The sequence below is a fragment of the Paraburkholderia diazotrophica genome (assembly GCF_038900755.1).
Taxonomy (GTDB): domain Bacteria; phylum Pseudomonadota; class Gammaproteobacteria; order Burkholderiales; family Burkholderiaceae; genus Paraburkholderia; species Paraburkholderia diazotrophica_A.
The window spans coordinates 13,619-28,638 of the sequence record NZ_JBBPEN010000004.1 but is presented as its reverse complement, the minus strand read 5'-3'; the positions used below and the strand labels follow the sequence as shown (position 1 = coordinate 28,638).

Sequence of the window (15,020 nt, the reverse complement as noted above, 5' to 3'; positions counted from 1 at the left end):
CTCGAACGGATGCTTTCGGCTGACCTTAACTCAACAGGCGGGATATGCATGTGTCCATCTGGCGCCGCGTCCGAAAACAGCGAAGGATTGGCAAAAGGAACATAGGTATGACGAACGGCACCTTACGGCGCCTTACGGACGGACCGGATACGGTCGTCAGACCACTGCCGGACGGACAGGATTCGACAGAGCCGCTACATGACAAATAGGCGTGTGCTACACGCCGCCGTTCTCGACGACGCGCCCTTCCGCGCGCCAGCGCAGCATCCCGCCCGCGAGATTGGCGACGTCTTCGAATCCGGCCTGACGCAGAATCACGGTCGCCTGGGCCGAACGTCCGCCCGCGCGGCAGACGGTGACGATGGGGCGCTCGTTGCCGATTTCCTTCACGCGCGCGGCGAGTTCGCCGAGCGAGATCAGCTTCGCATCGGGAATGCGGCCGAGCGGGCCGTCGTATTCATCGCGCTCGCGCACGTCGACGATCTGCACCGACTGCAGATGTTCTTCGAGCCATTGCGGATGGATTTCCCAGATGCCGGCGAACGTGTAGGTCAAAGGCGCCCACTCGGGTTCGGGCTTTTTGGACGGATCGCTTGCCGCGACGCCGCACTTCATGTTCGCGGGCACGGCGACATCGATTTGCCGCGGATGCGCGAGCCCAAGATTCGTCATATAGCCCGCGAAATCGTCTTCGCACAGCTCGCCGCCCAAACGCGGATTGAAGCGCCGCTCTTCGGCGACGCTCGTCACCGTGAGGCCGCGATAGTCGTGCGCCGGATAGAGCAGGCACGTCTCGGGCAACGAGAAAATCTGCTCGTGTACCGCGCGAAAAAGCGCATGCGGATCGCCCTGCTGGAAGTCGGTGCGCCCTGTGCCGCGAATCAGCAGGCAGTCGCCCGTGAAGGCCATCGACTGATCGTCGAGCACGAGGCTGATGCAGCCATTCGTGTGGCCGGGCGTGGCGCGCACTTCGAGATGACGCGCGCCGAATGCGATCGTGTCGCCGTGCTTCAGATAGCGGTCCGCGCCGCGCGCATCGCTTGCCGCCGAGATCGCGATCTCGCTGCCCGTGCGCTGCTTCAGCATCCATGCGCCCGTCACGTGATCGGCGTGAACGTGCGTGTCGATCGTATAAAGCAGACGCAGTCCGAGTTCGTCGAGCAACGCCGCATCGCGCCGCGCCTGTTCGAAGACGGGATCGACGAGCACGGCCTCGCGCGTGCCGCCATCGGCGAGCAGATAGGTGTAGGTCGACGATTGCTGGTCGAACAGCTGTCTAAAGATCAGCACGCTGATGTACTCTCAACTTGTATCAGGAAGCGTTGGCTTGCCCCGTTCATACGGACATCGCCGTCATCGTCGTGGTCGGGAGTATCGCGCCGATACGCACGCGCGCTTCGAACGCGCGCGCGTCGGCGTATCGATCAACCGCTCACTTCGGCTGCTGCACGTAGCGCAGATACGGCTTCAGCGTCTTGAAGCCCTGCGGATACTTCTCTTTCGCGGCATCGTCGGAAACGGAAGTCGGAATGATCACATCGTCGCCGGGCTTCCAGTTCACGGGCGTTGCGACGCTATGTTTCGCCGAGAGCTGCAGCGAATCGAGCAGGCGCAGCACTTCGTCGAAATTGCGGCCCGAGCTCATTGGATAGACGAACATCGCCTTGACCTTCTTGTCCGGTCCGATCAGAAACACCGCGCGTACCGTTGCGTTGTCGACGGCCGTGCGCGGACCGCCGCTCGCATTCGGGTGGATCATGTCGTACAGCTTCGCGACGTGCAGATCCGCATCGCCGATCATCGGATAGTTGACCGCATGGCCCTGCGTCTCTTCGATGTCCTTGACCCACTTCGTGTGATCGCTGACGGGATCGATGCTGAGCCCGATGATCTTCGTGTTGCGCTTTTCGAATTCGGGCTTGAGCCTCGCCATGTAGCCGAGTTCCGTCGTGCAGACAGGCGTGAAGTCCTTCGGATGCGAGAACAGGATCGCCCAGCTGTCGCCGATCCATTCATGAAAACGGATCGTGCCTTCGGTGGTTTCCGCGGTGAAATCGGGAGCTTCTTCTCCTAGTCGAATCGCCATCTTCATCCTCCATAAGAAAGGTGCGAGCAGATGCGTCAATGAACCGCCGCCGTCGTCCCGAGCGGCGGCGTCGAGTACGGATTGAAACGTCCAGCTCATAGCTTATATAGCGTAGAACAATTTACAGCTTTCGCGAACCGGATGTGAGCGACCGCTTTCTTGCTGCATCGACAATAGGGCCGCAGTCAAGAAAGGCACGCGGCGATTCGCCACATCGCATCGCGCCGTTCGTGCCGGATCAAGGCGACGATGCCGCCGTGAACGGACGCGCCTGGCCCGCCGTCGACATCAATAAGACGGCGGCAGGATCGGGCGTGCCGTTCGCGTCGATGGCGCCCGCTTTCGCGAGCGCCTCGAGATCGCTGTCGACGCCCGCTTGCCCGACGACAAACGGCGTGGTGAGGAACGCGGGCACCGTCAACGTGACGGCATAGTGCTGCTGCAGATTCGTCACGACCGCCGATTGCGCGGCCAGCACATCGTCCGGGTTCGACAGCACCTTCTGGAACTGCGCGTTGCTCGGGAAGCCCGCAATCAGATTGGCCTCGCTCGTACCCAGTTGCGCAGCGAGGTACACGAGCATCAGCTCGGTCTCGGGTGTCGCGTTGAAGGTGCCGCTGGCGAACGCCGGCGCATGCAGCGTCGCGCTGCCGGATGTCACGGTGACGATGCACGGAGGCGTCGCATTGAACGTGACGCTGTAGTGTCCGCCGCCGTCCGATAGCGTCGAGCCCGAACCCTGCGCGCAACTGGCGCTCACGTTCGCGCTGGCCGGCGCGCTGCCCGTCGCGGCCGTACCGGACAACGTGACGCTTTGCGTGTTCGACGCCGTACAGCTATCGAGCCCGATGCAAAAACTGCCGCCGCCGCACGCGCCGAGCGCCGCGAACGAAGCCGCGCAAAGTGCAGCCAACGTCGGGCGAACGAAACGCGCATCGCGAATGGTCATGAGCCGTCTGCCGTCGATGGAAGCGATCACGAGAATCCCGCAAGGAAACGAATGGAACAGCGAGCACTGCTCGTGATTCTAGGCCCGATCCGCGAGGCCGTTCGCAACCATCGACGTCGCCGGCACTACTGAATCCGCTCCGTCAGCCGACCGACGAACTTCCAGCCGCGCTCCCTGCTCCACAAATAGGTGAAGCCGGTTGGCCCGTCGATGAGCACCGTCATCGGCTTGCCGGGCGGTTGATCGAAGCCGGGGTCTTCGGTGGAGTGCGATACGTCGACGGGCCCGACGCGCCCGGAGCCCTGTCCCGCGACCGTCGTAGCCGGGTTTGCGCTCCATCCGTCATTCGCGGCGTACGTGAGCTGCACGGCGCTGCCTGTCGGCGCCTGGACCAGCAAGGTCAGTTGTCCATTGCCCGCCGATGCTGCATTGACACAAGGCGCGGCAAGATTGGAGGCGACAGGCTCCGTCGCAACGTTCGACACGGCCCCTTCGCTTGCGGCCGCCAAAGCCATTGAGCTCATCGCGCCAAGCGTCGCGGCCAGCAATCCACGGAGTACGAACGCGGCAGCATAGATATCGGAACGTTTCATGCTGTCCTCCCGCTGAGTGATCCGACAAAAAAGCCAGCGCGGACATGCATCGCGAGCACCCGCGCGTTCGACTGCGAACGTCGACGCCGCGCGACGAATACGCGATACGTGTGGTTCACGTGCAGTGTCCGGCGCCATCGACTGCTAGACGATCCGCGCGCGAGCGAATGCAACGGGAATAAAGCGCAATGGGGTATACCCGTTCACACGAATAGGCTCGCCGACAATCGGGCATCGAGCGTGAAGGTTTTCAGCGCCCCTTGGCTGCCCACGACAACTCGATTACTCTGTGCAATGCAATCGCATGGGCAGTCCCGCACGCAATCCATTCAGCGCGCACGGCCTGCTGCCCGAGACAGGCAAGCGAAAAGCTTTCGCAGCCATTCCATATCTGTTCGACGTTGCGGAGCCTCCGGCTGCCTGGCGGCGCCCGTCAGCCGCTTGAGGAGAGAACCCGCGATGAGCAACGAGCCAACGCCCGAAAACGGAACGCCCGGGCATCGACATGCAGCGGACGAGAATCGCGCCATCGAAAACGACGGCACGCTCGCCGAAGACCCGAGCGTGCGCGATCATCCGCGTTACCAGCAGATGTTTCCCGTGCTCCCGGATGCGGAGATCGACCGAGTGCGCCGCTTCGGCAATCTGTGCCGTTACGCGAAAGGCGAGTTGCTCTATCGCGCGGGGCATCTTTGTCCGGGCGTGTTCGTCGTTCTGTCGGGCAAGGTCCGCATCGTCGGCCGCGACGGCCTCGGCCACGAGCGGATCATCCACACATATACGAAGCGCGGCGAGTTCACGTCGGACGTGACGCAGCTCTCCAACAAGCCCGCCGTCGTCGATGCGCATGTGATCGAAGAAGTCGAAGCGGTCCTGCTCAGACCCGACGAACTCAGCGCGATGATGATCAGCGAAGCCGATCTCGGCGAGAAGATCATGCGCGCGCTGATTCTGCGGCGCGTGCTCGTGATCGAACGCGGACACGGCGTCGTGCTGGTCGGCCCTTCCGGCAATGCGCGGCTGCTCGCGTTGCAAAACTTCTTGCGGCGCAACGTGTTTCCGAGTCTGACGCTCGATGCGCAACAGGACGCCGAAGCCATCGCGCTGCTCGAACGGCTGACGCCGCAGCCCGACGACTTTCCTCTCGTCGTGTGTCCGAACGGCACGGTGCTGCGCAATCCTGACGAGGGGCAACTCGCGTCGTGTCTCGGGCTGATACCCGAGTTCGATCCGACGCATGTCTACGATGTGGCCATCGTCGGCGCGGGGCCGGCGGGTCTTGCGACGGCCGTTTATGCCGCATCCGAAGGGCTGTCGGTTGCAGCGCTCGATTGCCGCGCCCCAGGCGGCCAGGCGGGCACGAGCTCGCGCATCGAGAACTATCTGGGCTTTCCGACGGGCATCACAGGCCAGGCGCTCGCGGGACGCGCGTTTGTTCAGGCACAGAAGTTCGGCGCGCACATCGGCATTCCGTGCGAAGTCAAAGCACTGTTTTGCGACCGGCAGCCGCCTTCTATCGAGCTTGCCGACAAGCGCCGCATCACCGCGCGCGCGGTCGTGATCGCGAGCGGCGCCGAGTATCGGCGTCCCGATGTCGAGGGCCTGGCGCGCTTCGAAGGTTGCGGCGTCTATTACTGGGCGACGCCCATCGAGGCGAGGCTATGCCGCAAGGAGCCCGTGCTGCTGGTCGGCGGCGGCAATTCCGCGGGACAGGCGGCCGTTTTCCTCGCATCGCACGCCGAGCACGTGCATATGTTCATTCGCGGCGCGAGTCTCGCGCACAGCATGTCGCACTACCTCGTCGAGCGGATCACGTCGCTGCCGAACGTCACGTTGCATACGCGGATCGAACTGACTGCGCTCGAAGGCGATGCGCGGCTCGAACGCATCCACTATCGCGGCGCGGGCGGTATCGAAGGCAGCATGACCGCGCATCATCTGTTCGTCTTCATCGGCGCGGAGCCGAATACGGGCTGGCTCAAGAGCTGCGGCGTGTCGCTCGACAGCAAAGGTTTTGTGCTGACGGGCCCCGACATTCCTGATTCGGGCCTGCAACCGCAATCGTTGCAGACGAGCGTCGACGGCGTCTTCGCGATCGGCGATGTTCGCTCGGGGTCGACGAAGCGCGTCGCGTCGGCCGTGGGCGAAGGCGCGGCCGTCGTCGCGCAGATTCACCGCTTTCTCGCCGATACACGGCAAACGCACTAGCCGCGTTATGCCCAGCAGACCGACGAAACGCATGCTGACAGGCCAAATCACGAGCCTGAACTCGTCGTTCGTGCGCGAGCCAGTGCATCCCTGACCAGGCTGACTACTGCCGCGTGCTCTCCGGCGGGCGCAAACAATGGCGCGCGCCGCGCGCATTGCTGCTGGAGCGCTGTGAGAAACGCGCGGTCGCGGCTCGCGCGATCGAGCAGCGCGGCCAGTGCAACATCGTCGCCGGGCGGGAAATAGCCGTCGTAATCGCGGCCCAGCATGCCGATGTTGCCCGCAATCCGGCTCGCCAACACGGGAACGCCCGCGTTCACCGCTTCGATGATCACGTTCGCGCCGCCTTCCATCACGCTCGAAATGACCATCGCGTCGGCGTTTGCGATGCGTCGCAGCGTGGCGCCGTGCGCCAGTCCCTCGTACCAGACGTAGCGCCGCACCGTGGGCCACGCCCTCGCTTGCAATGCCTGCGCCGCCAGCCGATACTCGTTCTCCAGTGCGCGGCCGATATGGATCAGCCGGACACGCGAATCGTCGGGCAAACGCTCGAGCGCGCGCATCGGCGTGCGGGGGTCTTTCTCCGCGCGCATGTGACCGACGAACACGACGTCGAACGTGCGACGTCGGCGCGTCGAAGAAGCATCGGTTTTGCGCGTCGGGGCGGACTGGTAAATGACACGGCATTTCGCGCGATGCGCAGCCGTCATTTCCGCCAGCCCCTCTTCCTGCAACACGACCAGATGTGTAGCAAGATCGAGCGAACGGCGCGCGGATTCGTCGACGCGGATGTCCCGATACAGATCGGTGCCCGTCAGCACGACGACGAGGGGACGACCCGGGCAAGCCCCGGCAAACCTGGCGATACTCGGTGCCGAACGCCGCGCGTGCAATGCAATCAGACAGGCGGGTGGCTCGTGGCGCTGATCGGCGGGAGGCCATTCGGCGTCGAGCGAAACCTCGTAGTCTGTCCGCAGGAACCTGAACCAGCGGTTGGCGGTCTGCCAGTTTCCGTTGTTGGCGCTGCGCAGTGCGGGGCTCGCGATGAATATTCTGGCCATGGGAGGACACATGGTGGTACGGATTGGCAGAGTGACAACACGCAAACTGGACAAGGCTCAGCTGGATGCGGCATTCGTCGATGCTCACCGGCAGACATGGGCGATCCTCGAAGATCTGACGCCCGCACAGATGCAGGTTCCCTGCGACCCCGGCATCAATCCGCCGCTGTGGGAATACGCGCATGTCGCGTGGTTCACCGAGCACTGGACACTGCGCGATCCGCAACGAAATCCGCAAGGCCGATTCGCTCCCACGCGCCCTTCGCTGCTCGCAAGCGCTGACCGATGGTTCGACTCGGGACGCATTGCGCACGACGATCGCTGGCATCTGGACCTGCCCCCGCGTGCAGAGATTATCGACTACGCGGACGCCGTGCTGGAACAGGTTCGCGCGAAGCTCGCTGCATCGACGGAATCGGACGACGACCTCTATTATTTCCGTCTCGCGTTGTACCACGAAGACATGCATGCCGAGGCGCTGACCTACATGCGGCAGACGCTGGATTATCCACCGCATGCGCCGCTTGCGATGCGGCCCGTCGAGCACCTCGCGGAGACGAGCGAGGTCGCGATCGGCAGCGAGACGTTCGAGATGGGCGGATCACGGGACGAAGGCTTCGTGTTCGACAACGAAAAATGGCGACACGCGGCGTCTGTCGGGCCGGCGCAGATCGACCGCCAATGCGTAAGCAACGCGCAGTTCATGGAATTCGTCGCGGCGAACGGCTATGAGAACGAACGCTGGTGGTCGGACGATGGAATCGCGTGGCTGAAACGCACCGGCCTCAAAGCGCCGAAGCGGTGGCGCGAAACCGCGGGGGCAGGCAATGGCTCCGCGCGCTGGGAGCATCGCTGGTTCGGGCAATGGCAACCGCTTCCGCTGTCGCAGCCGGTCTGCCACGTCAATGCGTATGAAGCGGAAGCGTTTTGCCGCTGGCATGGCCGGCGCCTGCCGACTGAAGCCGAATGGGAATACGCCGCGTGCAACGAACTGATCGAATGGGGCGAGTCCGTGTGGGAATGGATAGCCGATCCGTTCGAGCCGTATGCGGGCTTTTCCGCCGACCCTTACGAGGACTATTCGGCGCCTTGGTTTCATACGCATCGGAGCGTGCGCGGCGCGTCGTTCGTCACTCGCGACCGGATGCGCAATCCTCGCTATCGAAACTTTTATCTGCCGCACCGTAGCGACATCTTCGTGGGGTTTCGTACCTGCCGTTGAGCGCGCTTCCTCGCTTCATCGCTTCATCGCTTCGCGCGCATCCTGTGCCAGGCGCGCGGCATCGGCGCATACGGTCGCGATAGTCGGCTGTGCCGGGCGCTCACGACGCATACCGCTGTGAGCATCGCCGTGGACTTTCGCGCCTTCAGACAAGGCTGTCAACGTGCTGTGGCGTTCTGCCGCCCGGGACGGAAAATGGCCGGATGATCATCGTCAATACCCGTGCGACGGGAAGCGGGATACTGGTCACGTGTCGGTCTGGTTGTCTCTGTCACTGCCGCGCGATGCGCGACTCACTATCCATGTTCAAACACATTCTTCTTCCCATCGACGGTTCCGACGTATCGCGCAGGGCCGTTTCAAGTGCTATCGAGTTTGCCCGGATCAGCGGCGCGCGCCTTACACCCTATACCTGCGTACAAGACCAGTGGATTCCGACCGACAACGAACTGTGGCCGGAATACGCATCACGCGTGCAGGACGAGGCCCGCGCAGAACACGCGAAGATCGAGGAAGCCGCCGCCCAAAATGGCGTGCACTGCATCGGCGCGACGTCGGCCGCATCATCGCCCTATCTTGGGATCATCGCCAAGGCAATGGAGCTGGAATGTGACGTGATCTTCATGGCGTCGGATGGCCGGAACCGGGTCAGCAGCCTTCTGCTGGGCAGCGAAACGCAGAAAGTCCTCAGCCACAGTACGATTCCTGTCCTCGTCTTTCGCTGAAGTCGTTGTACTCCGATTCCACGGGGCCTCCTCCTATTCGCTATCGCCTTGCTCTTTGTTCTTGTTCTTGTTCTTTGTTCTTTGCCGTAGCCGGGGATAACGGAAGCGCAATGCCGAGCGCGTCTGCGACTTCGGCGAGTATGCCGTCTCTGCACCACTGACGATATTTCATGTAGCACGTCTGCGCAGGCGGTCCGTCACGCGGCAGATGATGCCAACGCTCGTTTTGCGTCAGCACCCATAGGATCGCGTTCAGGAGTTCGCGCGGGTCGCGTGGCAGGCGACCGTATCGGCGCGTCCTGTCGCCGGGGAACAGGTGCGCGACCTTGTCCCAATCCTGATCGGACAACGGTTCGAAGTTCATCGCCTGCCCCGCCCGTCGATCGGCCTACGCGAGACTCGTACAGAGTTCCGGCACGGCCATGAACAGGTCGCCGACCAGACCGTAGTCCGCGATGCTGAAAATCGGCGCCTCTTTGTCCTTGTTGATCGCGACGATCACCTTCGAGTCCTTCATGCCTGCAAGGTGCTGGATCGCGCCCGAGATGCCCACGGCGATGTAGAGCTGCGGCGCGACGATCTTGCCCGTCTGGCCGACCTGATAGTCGTTCGGCACGTAGCCCGCATCCACGGCTGCGCGCGAGGCGCCCATTGCAGCGCCCAGTTTGTCGGCGAGCGGTTCCAGAACCTTCGTGTAGTTCGCGCCACTGCCCAATCCACGGCCGCCCGACACGATGATGTTCGCGCTCGTCAGTTCCGGACGGTCCAGCTTCGTCACTTCGCGGCTCACGAACTGCGAGATGCCTGCATCGGCTGCGGCTTCGATCTTCTCGACAGACGCGCTGCCGCCTTCCGCCGCCACCGGGTCGAAGCCCGTTGCGCGAACCGTGATGACCTTGACGGCATCAGCCGATTGCACGATTGCAATCGCGTTGCCTGCGTAAATGGGGCGCTCGAACGTATCGGCTGAATCGACTGCCGTGATGTCGCTGATCTGCGCGACGTCGAGCTTCGCGGCGATGCGCGGCGCGATGTTCTTGCCGTAAGCGGTCGCGGGCGCGAGGATGTGCGAATAGTCCTTCGCGATGTTGAGCACCGTCGCCTCGACGTTTTCCGCGAGGCCCGCTTCGAGTTGCGGCGCATCCGCGAGCAGCACCTTCGCGACGCCTGCGATCTTCGCAGCCGCGTCCGCAGCCGCCTGTGCGCTGTGACCCGCGATCAGCACATGAATATCGCCACCGATCTTCTGCGCGGCGGCCACCGTGTTCAGCGTTGCAGCCTTGATCGACGCGTTGTCGTGTTCAGCAATTACCAGAATCGTCATTTCATTCGTCTCCGCGTGTCCTGAGATCAAAGCACTTTGGCTTCGGTCTTGAGCTTCTCGACCAGCGTCTTCACGTCCGGCACCTTGACGCCAGCGGAACGCTTCGGCGGCTCGCTGACCTTCAGCGTCTTCAGACGCGGCGTCACATCGACGCCCAGGTCTTCGGGCTTCACGGTTTCGAGCGGCTTCTTCTTCGCCTTCATGATGTTGGGCAGCGTCACGTAACGCGGCTCGTTGAGGCGCAGATCAGTAGTGACGACAGCGGGGAGCGTGAGAGATAGCGTTTCCGCGCCGCCATCCACTTCACGCGACACCGTTGCCTTGCCATCCGCCACGACGACCTTCGATGCAAACGTCGCCTGCGGCAGACCCGCCAGCGCGGCCAACATCTGGCCCGTCTGATTGGAATCGTCGTCGATGGCCTGCTTGCCGAGGATCACCAGTTGAGGCTGTTCCTTGTCGACCAGCGCCTTCAGCAGCTTCGCCACAGCCAGCGGCTGCAGGTCTTCATTCGATTCGATCAGGATCGCGCGATCCGCACCGATCGCCAGCGCCGTGCGCAGCGTTTCCTGGCACTGCGCGACGCCGCATGAAACGGCAATGACTTCACTAGCCATGCCCGCTTCCTTCAAACGCACCCCTTCCTCGACGGCGATCTCATCGAACGGATTCATCGACATCTTCACATTGGCAATGTCGACGCCCGTGTTGTCCGACTTCACGCGGACCTTCACGTTGTAGTCAACCACTCTCTTGACTGGCACCAGGATTTTCATCTTTGTCTCCACCTATCCTTGCGCGACGCCATCGAGCAGGCGCGCGACGTCATCCGATGAGTAGCCGAGTTCCGCGAGCAGCACGCGCGTGGAGTCGCCCACGGCCCCGACGGGATGGCATGGCGCTGCCGGCGTCGCGCTGAAGCGCGGTGCGGGGCCCGGCTGCGTGATACCGTCGACGGTCGCGAACGTGCCTCGCGCCTCGTAATGCGGATGGCGCGGCGCCTCGTCGAGCGACAACACGGGAGCAAAGCAGACATCCGTGCCTTCGAGCAGTTCGCACCATTCGGCTCGCGTCTTCTGCCTGAACGCCTCGGCGACGCGCTCCTTGAGCGCCGGCCATTGCGATTCGTCCCACTGCTGATCGAACGCCGCATCATCCAGTCCGACGCGCTCGCGCAACAGCTTGTAGAACTGCGGCTCGATCGAGCCGATGGAGATGTACTTGCCATCGGCGCACGCATACGCATCGTAGAAATGCGCGCCGCCATCGCCGTTGTTCGTGCCCGCCTCGGCGTGCCAGATGCCCGCCGAGCGCCAGCCGTACATCAGCGACGCAAGCAGCGCCGCGCCTTCGCAGATCGACGCGTCGACCACCTGGCCTTGCCCGCTCAGCTTCGCCTGATGTAGCGCCGACAGCACGCCGAACGCCAGCAGCATGCCGCCGCCGCCGAAATCGCCGATCATGCCGGGCGCGGGAACGGGCGGCCCGCCTCGACGCGCCGTCGAATGAAGCGCACCCGCCAGCGCGATGTAGTTGATGTCGTGCCCCGCGGCCTGCGCAAGCGGACCCGTTTGCCCCCATCCCGTCACGCGCCCATACACGAGCGACGGTTTACGCGCGAGGCACACGTCCGGACCGAGCCCGAGCGATTCCATCACGCCCGGACGAAAGCCTTCGAGCACGATGTCCGCGCGCTCGATCAGAGACAGCGCGATTTCCGTTGCCTCCGGACGCTTCAGATCGAGCGCAATCGATTCGCGTCCGCGCGCGAGCACGTCGCTGCTACGCGCGGTCAGCGCGCCCGCGCCGCGGTCGCGAACGGGGGTACGCTTCGTCGCGCGATCGATGCGGATCACGCGCGCGCCATGATCCGACAGCATCATGCCCGCGAACGGCGCGGGACCGAGCCCCGCGAACTCGATGACGGTAATCCCCGTCAAGGGTCCCTTGCGCTCCATCATCACAGCGCCACCACACGCGCTTCCTTACCCTTCGTGAGGTTGCGCACCAGGAACGCTTCGTTCAGCTCGATGCCCAGACCCGGCCCTTCGTTCGGATACGTATAGCCGTTTTCGAAGCGCGGCACGTTCAGCGCGATGTCGGTGCCCGGCGCGATGTCCTTGCTGTCCCACACGCCGTGAATCGTCAGCGGCCCCGTCGACTCGTTCAGGAATTGCGATGCCCACTGGTTGCTCGTCCACAGATGCGCGGACGGGCTGTGCTCCAGACCCGAGCCGATCATGCAGCCGCACATCACAGGCAGCCCGGACAGTCGCGCGAGCGTCAGCCAGCGCTGCGACTTCAGCAGCCCGCCTGCCTTCTGCAACTTGATGAAGAGGCCATCGGCCGCGCGCCGGTCGATGATGTCCTTGATGTGATGCAGTTCCTTGGCCGCCTCGTCGGCGTAGATCGGCGTGCGCACCTGGGCGCGCAGGCGCGCCATCCCTTCGATATCCCAATGCGGCAACGGCTGCTCGATCAGCTCCAGATTCGCGTCGTCCAGGCGGCGGACCGTGCGCAGCGCCGTTTCGTAATTCCAGAAGCCGTTCGCATCGACCGTGAGGCGAATGTCGTTGCCCACTGTCTCGCGCACCGCGTACACCATCCGGATATCGTCTTCGACGCTGCCGAAGCCCGTCTTCATCTTCAGCAACTGGAAGCCCTGCTTGTGCGCGACGATCGCCTCGGCCGCGACCTGCTCAGGCGTGCCCGCCGACAGCACCCAGCCCATCGCCGCACCCGCGATCGTGCGCCCGCCGAGCAACTCGTACACGGGCACGTTGAAGAGCTTGCCTTTGAGATCGTGCAGCGCGAAGTCGACGGTTGCCTTCGCCTGGTTGTTGTCGCGCACCAGCAGGTCCATCTTGCCGACGAGCTTCTCGATGTTGCGCGGATCTTCGCCGAGCAAAACGCGCGGCGCGATGACGTCGCAGATCATCGACATGATCGAGCCCTGCATCTCGCCCATGTACCACGACGACGTGTCGCCCGAATCCGAGAAGCCCACGGTGCCGTCATCGCACGTGAGCTTCAGGACGACGCTGTCGATCGCCTCGATGCGCGTGTTCGGCATGATCATCGGCTTTTTCATCGGGGTGGAGACGGGAATGACTTCGACTTTGACGATCTTCATGATGGTTCCAGTTGATTCCAGTAGGCAGAGGTAGTGAAGCCCTGCCGCGCTCGGTGGCTGGCGTGCGAGAAGCGCGGTCGGGCAGCGTTGGCTATGTGTCCTGATGCAAGGAAGAAGTGGCGTTGTACGGCCGCCGTCGCTGCGTCAGAGCGGATATTGCGGCGGCGTCTGACGCACCGTGATCCATCGCCATTGGGTGAACTCGTCCCAGTTGGCAGGGCCGCCGTGACGCGAGCCGTTGCCGGACGCGCCGCGTCCGCCCATCGGCATCGTGCCGTCGTCGTTTACGGTCTGATCGTTGACGTGCACGAGGCCCGTCCTGAGCCGGTCGGCGATGGCCATTCCACGGCCCACGTCGCGCGTGTAGATGCCCGCAGACAAGCCGTATTCGCTGTCGTTCGCGTGCGCAATCGCTTCGTCATCCGAAGCAAATGATGTGATGCACACGACCGGCCCGAAAATCTCGTCGCGGAATGCGGGCATCTCGGGCGTGACGCCCGCAAGCACGGTCGGCTGATAGAACCGACCTTCGCCGCTGCCGCCCGCGAGCAGCTTCGCGCCCATCCGAACCGATTCGTCGACGATCTGCTGCACGCGCTCGACCTGCTTGCGCGTGATGATCGGGCCGAGCGCGACGTTCTCCGTATGCGGGTTGCCGACGGGCAGTTGCTTCGCCTTGTCGGCCATGCGCTGGGCGTACGCGTCGACGATCGATTCGTGGACGAGATGACGGCCCGCGCTCATGCAGATCTGCCCTTGATGCAACCATGAAGCCCAGCTGCCGCCCGATACGGCGAGATCGAAGTCCGCGTCGTCGCAAATGATGAGCGAGTTCTTGCCACCCAGTTCGAGCGCGACCTTCTTCAGATGCTTGCCCGCAAGTTCTCCGATACGGCGGCCGACGGCCGTCGATCCCGTGAACGAAATCATCGCGACATCCGGGTCGGTGACGAGCGCCTCGCCTGCATCGGCTTCGCCAGGCAGCATGCTAAACACGCCTTCGGGCAAGCCGGCCTGCTGAAGCAGGAGCGCGATCAGCACGCCGCCCGACACGGGCGTGCGCGGATCGGGTTTCAGAACGACCGCGTTGCCGGTTGCGAGCGCAGGCAGCGTCGCGCGGGACGTCAGCAGGAAAGGAAAATTGAACGGCGAAATCACGCCGACGACGCCATGCGGCACGCGCCGTGCCATGCTGACGACGCCCGGCTGGCTCGGCAGCACGAGGCCCGGCGGCTGCGACAGCATCGCGGCGGCCTCATGCAGCAGATGCAGGACGGACTCGATTTCAAAACCGGCCTTGGGTCCGATCGCGCCCGTTTCCCGCACGATCCACTCGGCGTATTGAGCGCGGTTCGCTTCCAGCAGCGCGGCGGCCTTGCGAAAGATCGCCGCGCGCGACGGATAGGGCATCGCCGCCCATGCGGCTTGCGATCGGGCTGCCAGCGCGCACGCTGCGCGCACGTCCTCTGCGCTGGCCTTGCCCGTCGTCGCCAGTTGCAGGCCGGTGGCGGGCTCCACGACGTCGATGCGCCCGCCGGCAAGTGATGTCCAGTGGCCGAGCAGTCCGCAGCCCGACCAGTCAACGGCATTCAGTAGGTTGTCCGCCATATCTGTCTCCATGATTCGCCCTGTCTTCTGAGGTATTTCGCTGGCGTGGAATCGACTATAGAAGTCGTCGCCACAAAAGTCAACCAACTAGTAGGTTGACTTTTTGTACGT

Annotated in this window: 14 protein-coding genes; 3 read left to right on the top strand and 11 right to left on the bottom strand. The window is 63.7% G+C overall.

The genetic code is table 11. The features are described from left to right. Positions 1 to 216 precede the first annotated feature (216 nt). The 4 genes from AABE10_RS14135 to AABE10_RS14120 form a co-directional block, all read right to left on the bottom strand. Positions 217 to 1,287 (bottom strand): MBL fold metallo-hydrolase, encoded by a 1,071-nt coding sequence (locus AABE10_RS14135; protein WP_342934417.1) that lies wholly within the window; start codon positions 1,285 to 1,287, stop codon positions 217 to 219. A gap of 145 nt (positions 1,288 to 1,432) precedes the next feature. Further along, complete coding sequence (locus AABE10_RS14130; protein ID WP_342933901.1) at positions 1,433 to 2,086, bottom strand: peroxiredoxin; 654 nt, start codon at positions 2,084 to 2,086, stop codon at positions 1,433 to 1,435. Between the two features lie 238 nt (positions 2,087 to 2,324). Continuing rightward, complete coding sequence (locus AABE10_RS14125; RefSeq protein ID WP_342933900.1) at positions 2,325 to 3,035, bottom strand: hypothetical protein; 711 nt, start codon at positions 3,033 to 3,035, stop codon at positions 2,325 to 2,327. A gap of 125 nt (positions 3,036 to 3,160) precedes the next feature. Further along, a complete protein-coding gene (locus tag AABE10_RS14120) occupies positions 3,161 to 3,628 on the bottom strand; it encodes a hypothetical protein (protein ID WP_342933899.1) in 468 nt (155 codons plus the stop codon). A gap of 459 nt (positions 3,629 to 4,087) precedes the next feature. Between AABE10_RS14120 and AABE10_RS14115 the strand changes: the two genes are divergently transcribed. Continuing rightward, positions 4,088 to 5,836 carry an FAD-dependent oxidoreductase gene (locus AABE10_RS14115; RefSeq protein WP_342933898.1) on the top strand — a complete coding sequence of 583 codons (1,749 nt, stop codon included), beginning with the start codon at positions 4,088 to 4,090 and terminating at the stop codon, positions 5,834 to 5,836. A gap of 47 nt (positions 5,837 to 5,883) precedes the next feature. Here the strand turns inward: AABE10_RS14115 and senB are convergent, their stop codons facing one another. Further along, a complete protein-coding gene (gene senB / locus AABE10_RS14110) occupies positions 5,884 to 6,909 on the bottom strand; it encodes a selenoneine biosynthesis selenosugar synthase SenB (protein ID WP_342933897.1) in 1,026 nt (341 codons plus the stop codon). Positions 6,910 to 6,928: 19 nt separating this feature from the next. Here senB and senA point away from each other — a divergent pair, with 19 nt between their 5' ends. Further along, a complete protein-coding gene (gene senA, locus AABE10_RS14105) occupies positions 6,929 to 8,119 on the top strand; it encodes a selenoneine synthase SenA (RefSeq protein ID WP_342933896.1) in 1,191 nt (396 codons plus the stop codon). A gap of 302 nt (positions 8,120 to 8,421) precedes the next feature. Next, the gene (locus tag AABE10_RS14100; protein ID WP_342934416.1) at positions 8,422 to 8,844 is read left to right on the top strand and encodes a universal stress protein; all 423 of its coding nucleotides are present in this window, start codon (positions 8,422 to 8,424) and stop codon (positions 8,842 to 8,844) included. A gap of 40 nt (positions 8,845 to 8,884) precedes the next feature. Here AABE10_RS14100 and AABE10_RS14095 read toward each other — a convergent pair whose 3' ends face one another. The 6 genes from AABE10_RS14095 to AABE10_RS14070 all read right to left on the bottom strand — a co-directional run bounded on the left by AABE10_RS14095 (position 8,885) and on the right by AABE10_RS14070 (position 14,921). Further along, complete coding sequence (locus tag AABE10_RS14095) at positions 8,885 to 9,208, bottom strand: transposase (protein WP_342933895.1); 324 nt, start codon at positions 9,206 to 9,208, stop codon at positions 8,885 to 8,887. A 24-nt stretch (positions 9,209 to 9,232) separates the two neighbouring features. Continuing rightward, a complete protein-coding gene (locus tag AABE10_RS14090) occupies positions 9,233 to 10,168 on the bottom strand; it encodes an electron transfer flavoprotein subunit alpha/FixB family protein (protein ID WP_342933894.1) in 936 nt (311 codons plus the stop codon). Between the two features lie 26 nt (positions 10,169 to 10,194). Beyond that, positions 10,195 to 10,944 (bottom strand): electron transfer flavoprotein subunit beta/FixA family protein, encoded by a 750-nt coding sequence (locus tag AABE10_RS14085; RefSeq protein ID WP_342933893.1) that lies wholly within the window; start codon positions 10,942 to 10,944, stop codon positions 10,195 to 10,197. A gap of 12 nt (positions 10,945 to 10,956) precedes the next feature. Next, a complete protein-coding gene (locus AABE10_RS14080) occupies positions 10,957 to 12,129 on the bottom strand; it encodes a CaiB/BaiF CoA-transferase family protein (protein ID WP_342933892.1) in 1,173 nt (390 codons plus the stop codon). Next, positions 12,129 to 13,301, bottom strand: a complete 1,173-nt coding sequence (locus AABE10_RS14075; RefSeq protein ID WP_342933891.1) for a mandelate racemase/muconate lactonizing enzyme family protein — start codon at positions 13,299 to 13,301, stop codon at positions 12,129 to 12,131. Before AABE10_RS14075 ends, AABE10_RS14080 begins: the two co-directional genes overlap by 1 nt. A 144-nt stretch (positions 13,302 to 13,445) precedes the next feature. Next, complete coding sequence (locus AABE10_RS14070) at positions 13,446 to 14,921, bottom strand: benzaldehyde dehydrogenase (protein WP_428983318.1); 1,476 nt, start codon at positions 14,919 to 14,921, stop codon at positions 13,446 to 13,448. Positions 14,922 to 15,020: the final 99 nt, after the last annotated feature.

Excerpts from the sequence above, each read along its gene's own strand:
- AABE10_RS14130 (WP_342933901.1), bottom strand. The coding sequence starts at position 2,086 with ATGGCGATTCGACTAGGAGAAGAAGCTCCCGATTTCACCGCGGAAACC.
- AABE10_RS14125 (WP_342933900.1), bottom strand. The coding sequence starts at position 3,035 with ATGACCATTCGCGATGCGCGTTTCGTTCGCCCGACGTTGGCTGCACTT.
- AABE10_RS14120 (WP_342933899.1), bottom strand. The coding sequence starts at position 3,628 with ATGAAACGTTCCGATATCTATGCTGCCGCGTTCGTACTCCGTGGATTG.
- AABE10_RS14115 (WP_342933898.1), top strand. The coding sequence starts at position 4,088 with ATGAGCAACGAGCCAACGCCCGAAAACGGAACGCCCGGGCATCGACAT.
- senB (WP_342933897.1), bottom strand. The coding sequence starts at position 6,909 with ATGTGTCCTCCCATGGCCAGAATATTCATCGCGAGCCCCGCACTGCGC.
- AABE10_RS14100 (WP_342934416.1), top strand. The coding sequence starts at position 8,422 with ATGTTCAAACACATTCTTCTTCCCATCGACGGTTCCGACGTATCGCGC.
- AABE10_RS14095 (WP_342933895.1), bottom strand. The coding sequence starts at position 9,208 with ATGAACTTCGAACCGTTGTCCGATCAGGATTGGGACAAGGTCGCGCAC.
- AABE10_RS14090 (WP_342933894.1), bottom strand. The coding sequence starts at position 10,168 with ATGACGATTCTGGTAATTGCTGAACACGACAACGCGTCGATCAAGGCT.
- AABE10_RS14085 (WP_342933893.1), bottom strand. The coding sequence starts at position 10,944 with ATGAAAATCCTGGTGCCAGTCAAGAGAGTGGTTGACTACAACGTGAAG.
- AABE10_RS14080 (WP_342933892.1), bottom strand. The coding sequence starts at position 12,129 with ATGATGGAGCGCAAGGGACCCTTGACGGGGATTACCGTCATCGAGTTC.
- AABE10_RS14075 (WP_342933891.1), bottom strand. The coding sequence starts at position 13,301 with ATGAAGATCGTCAAAGTCGAAGTCATTCCCGTCTCCACCCCGATGAAA.
- AABE10_RS14070 (WP_428983318.1), bottom strand. The coding sequence starts at position 14,921 with ATGGAGACAGATATGGCGGACAACCTACTGAATGCCGTTGACTGGTCG.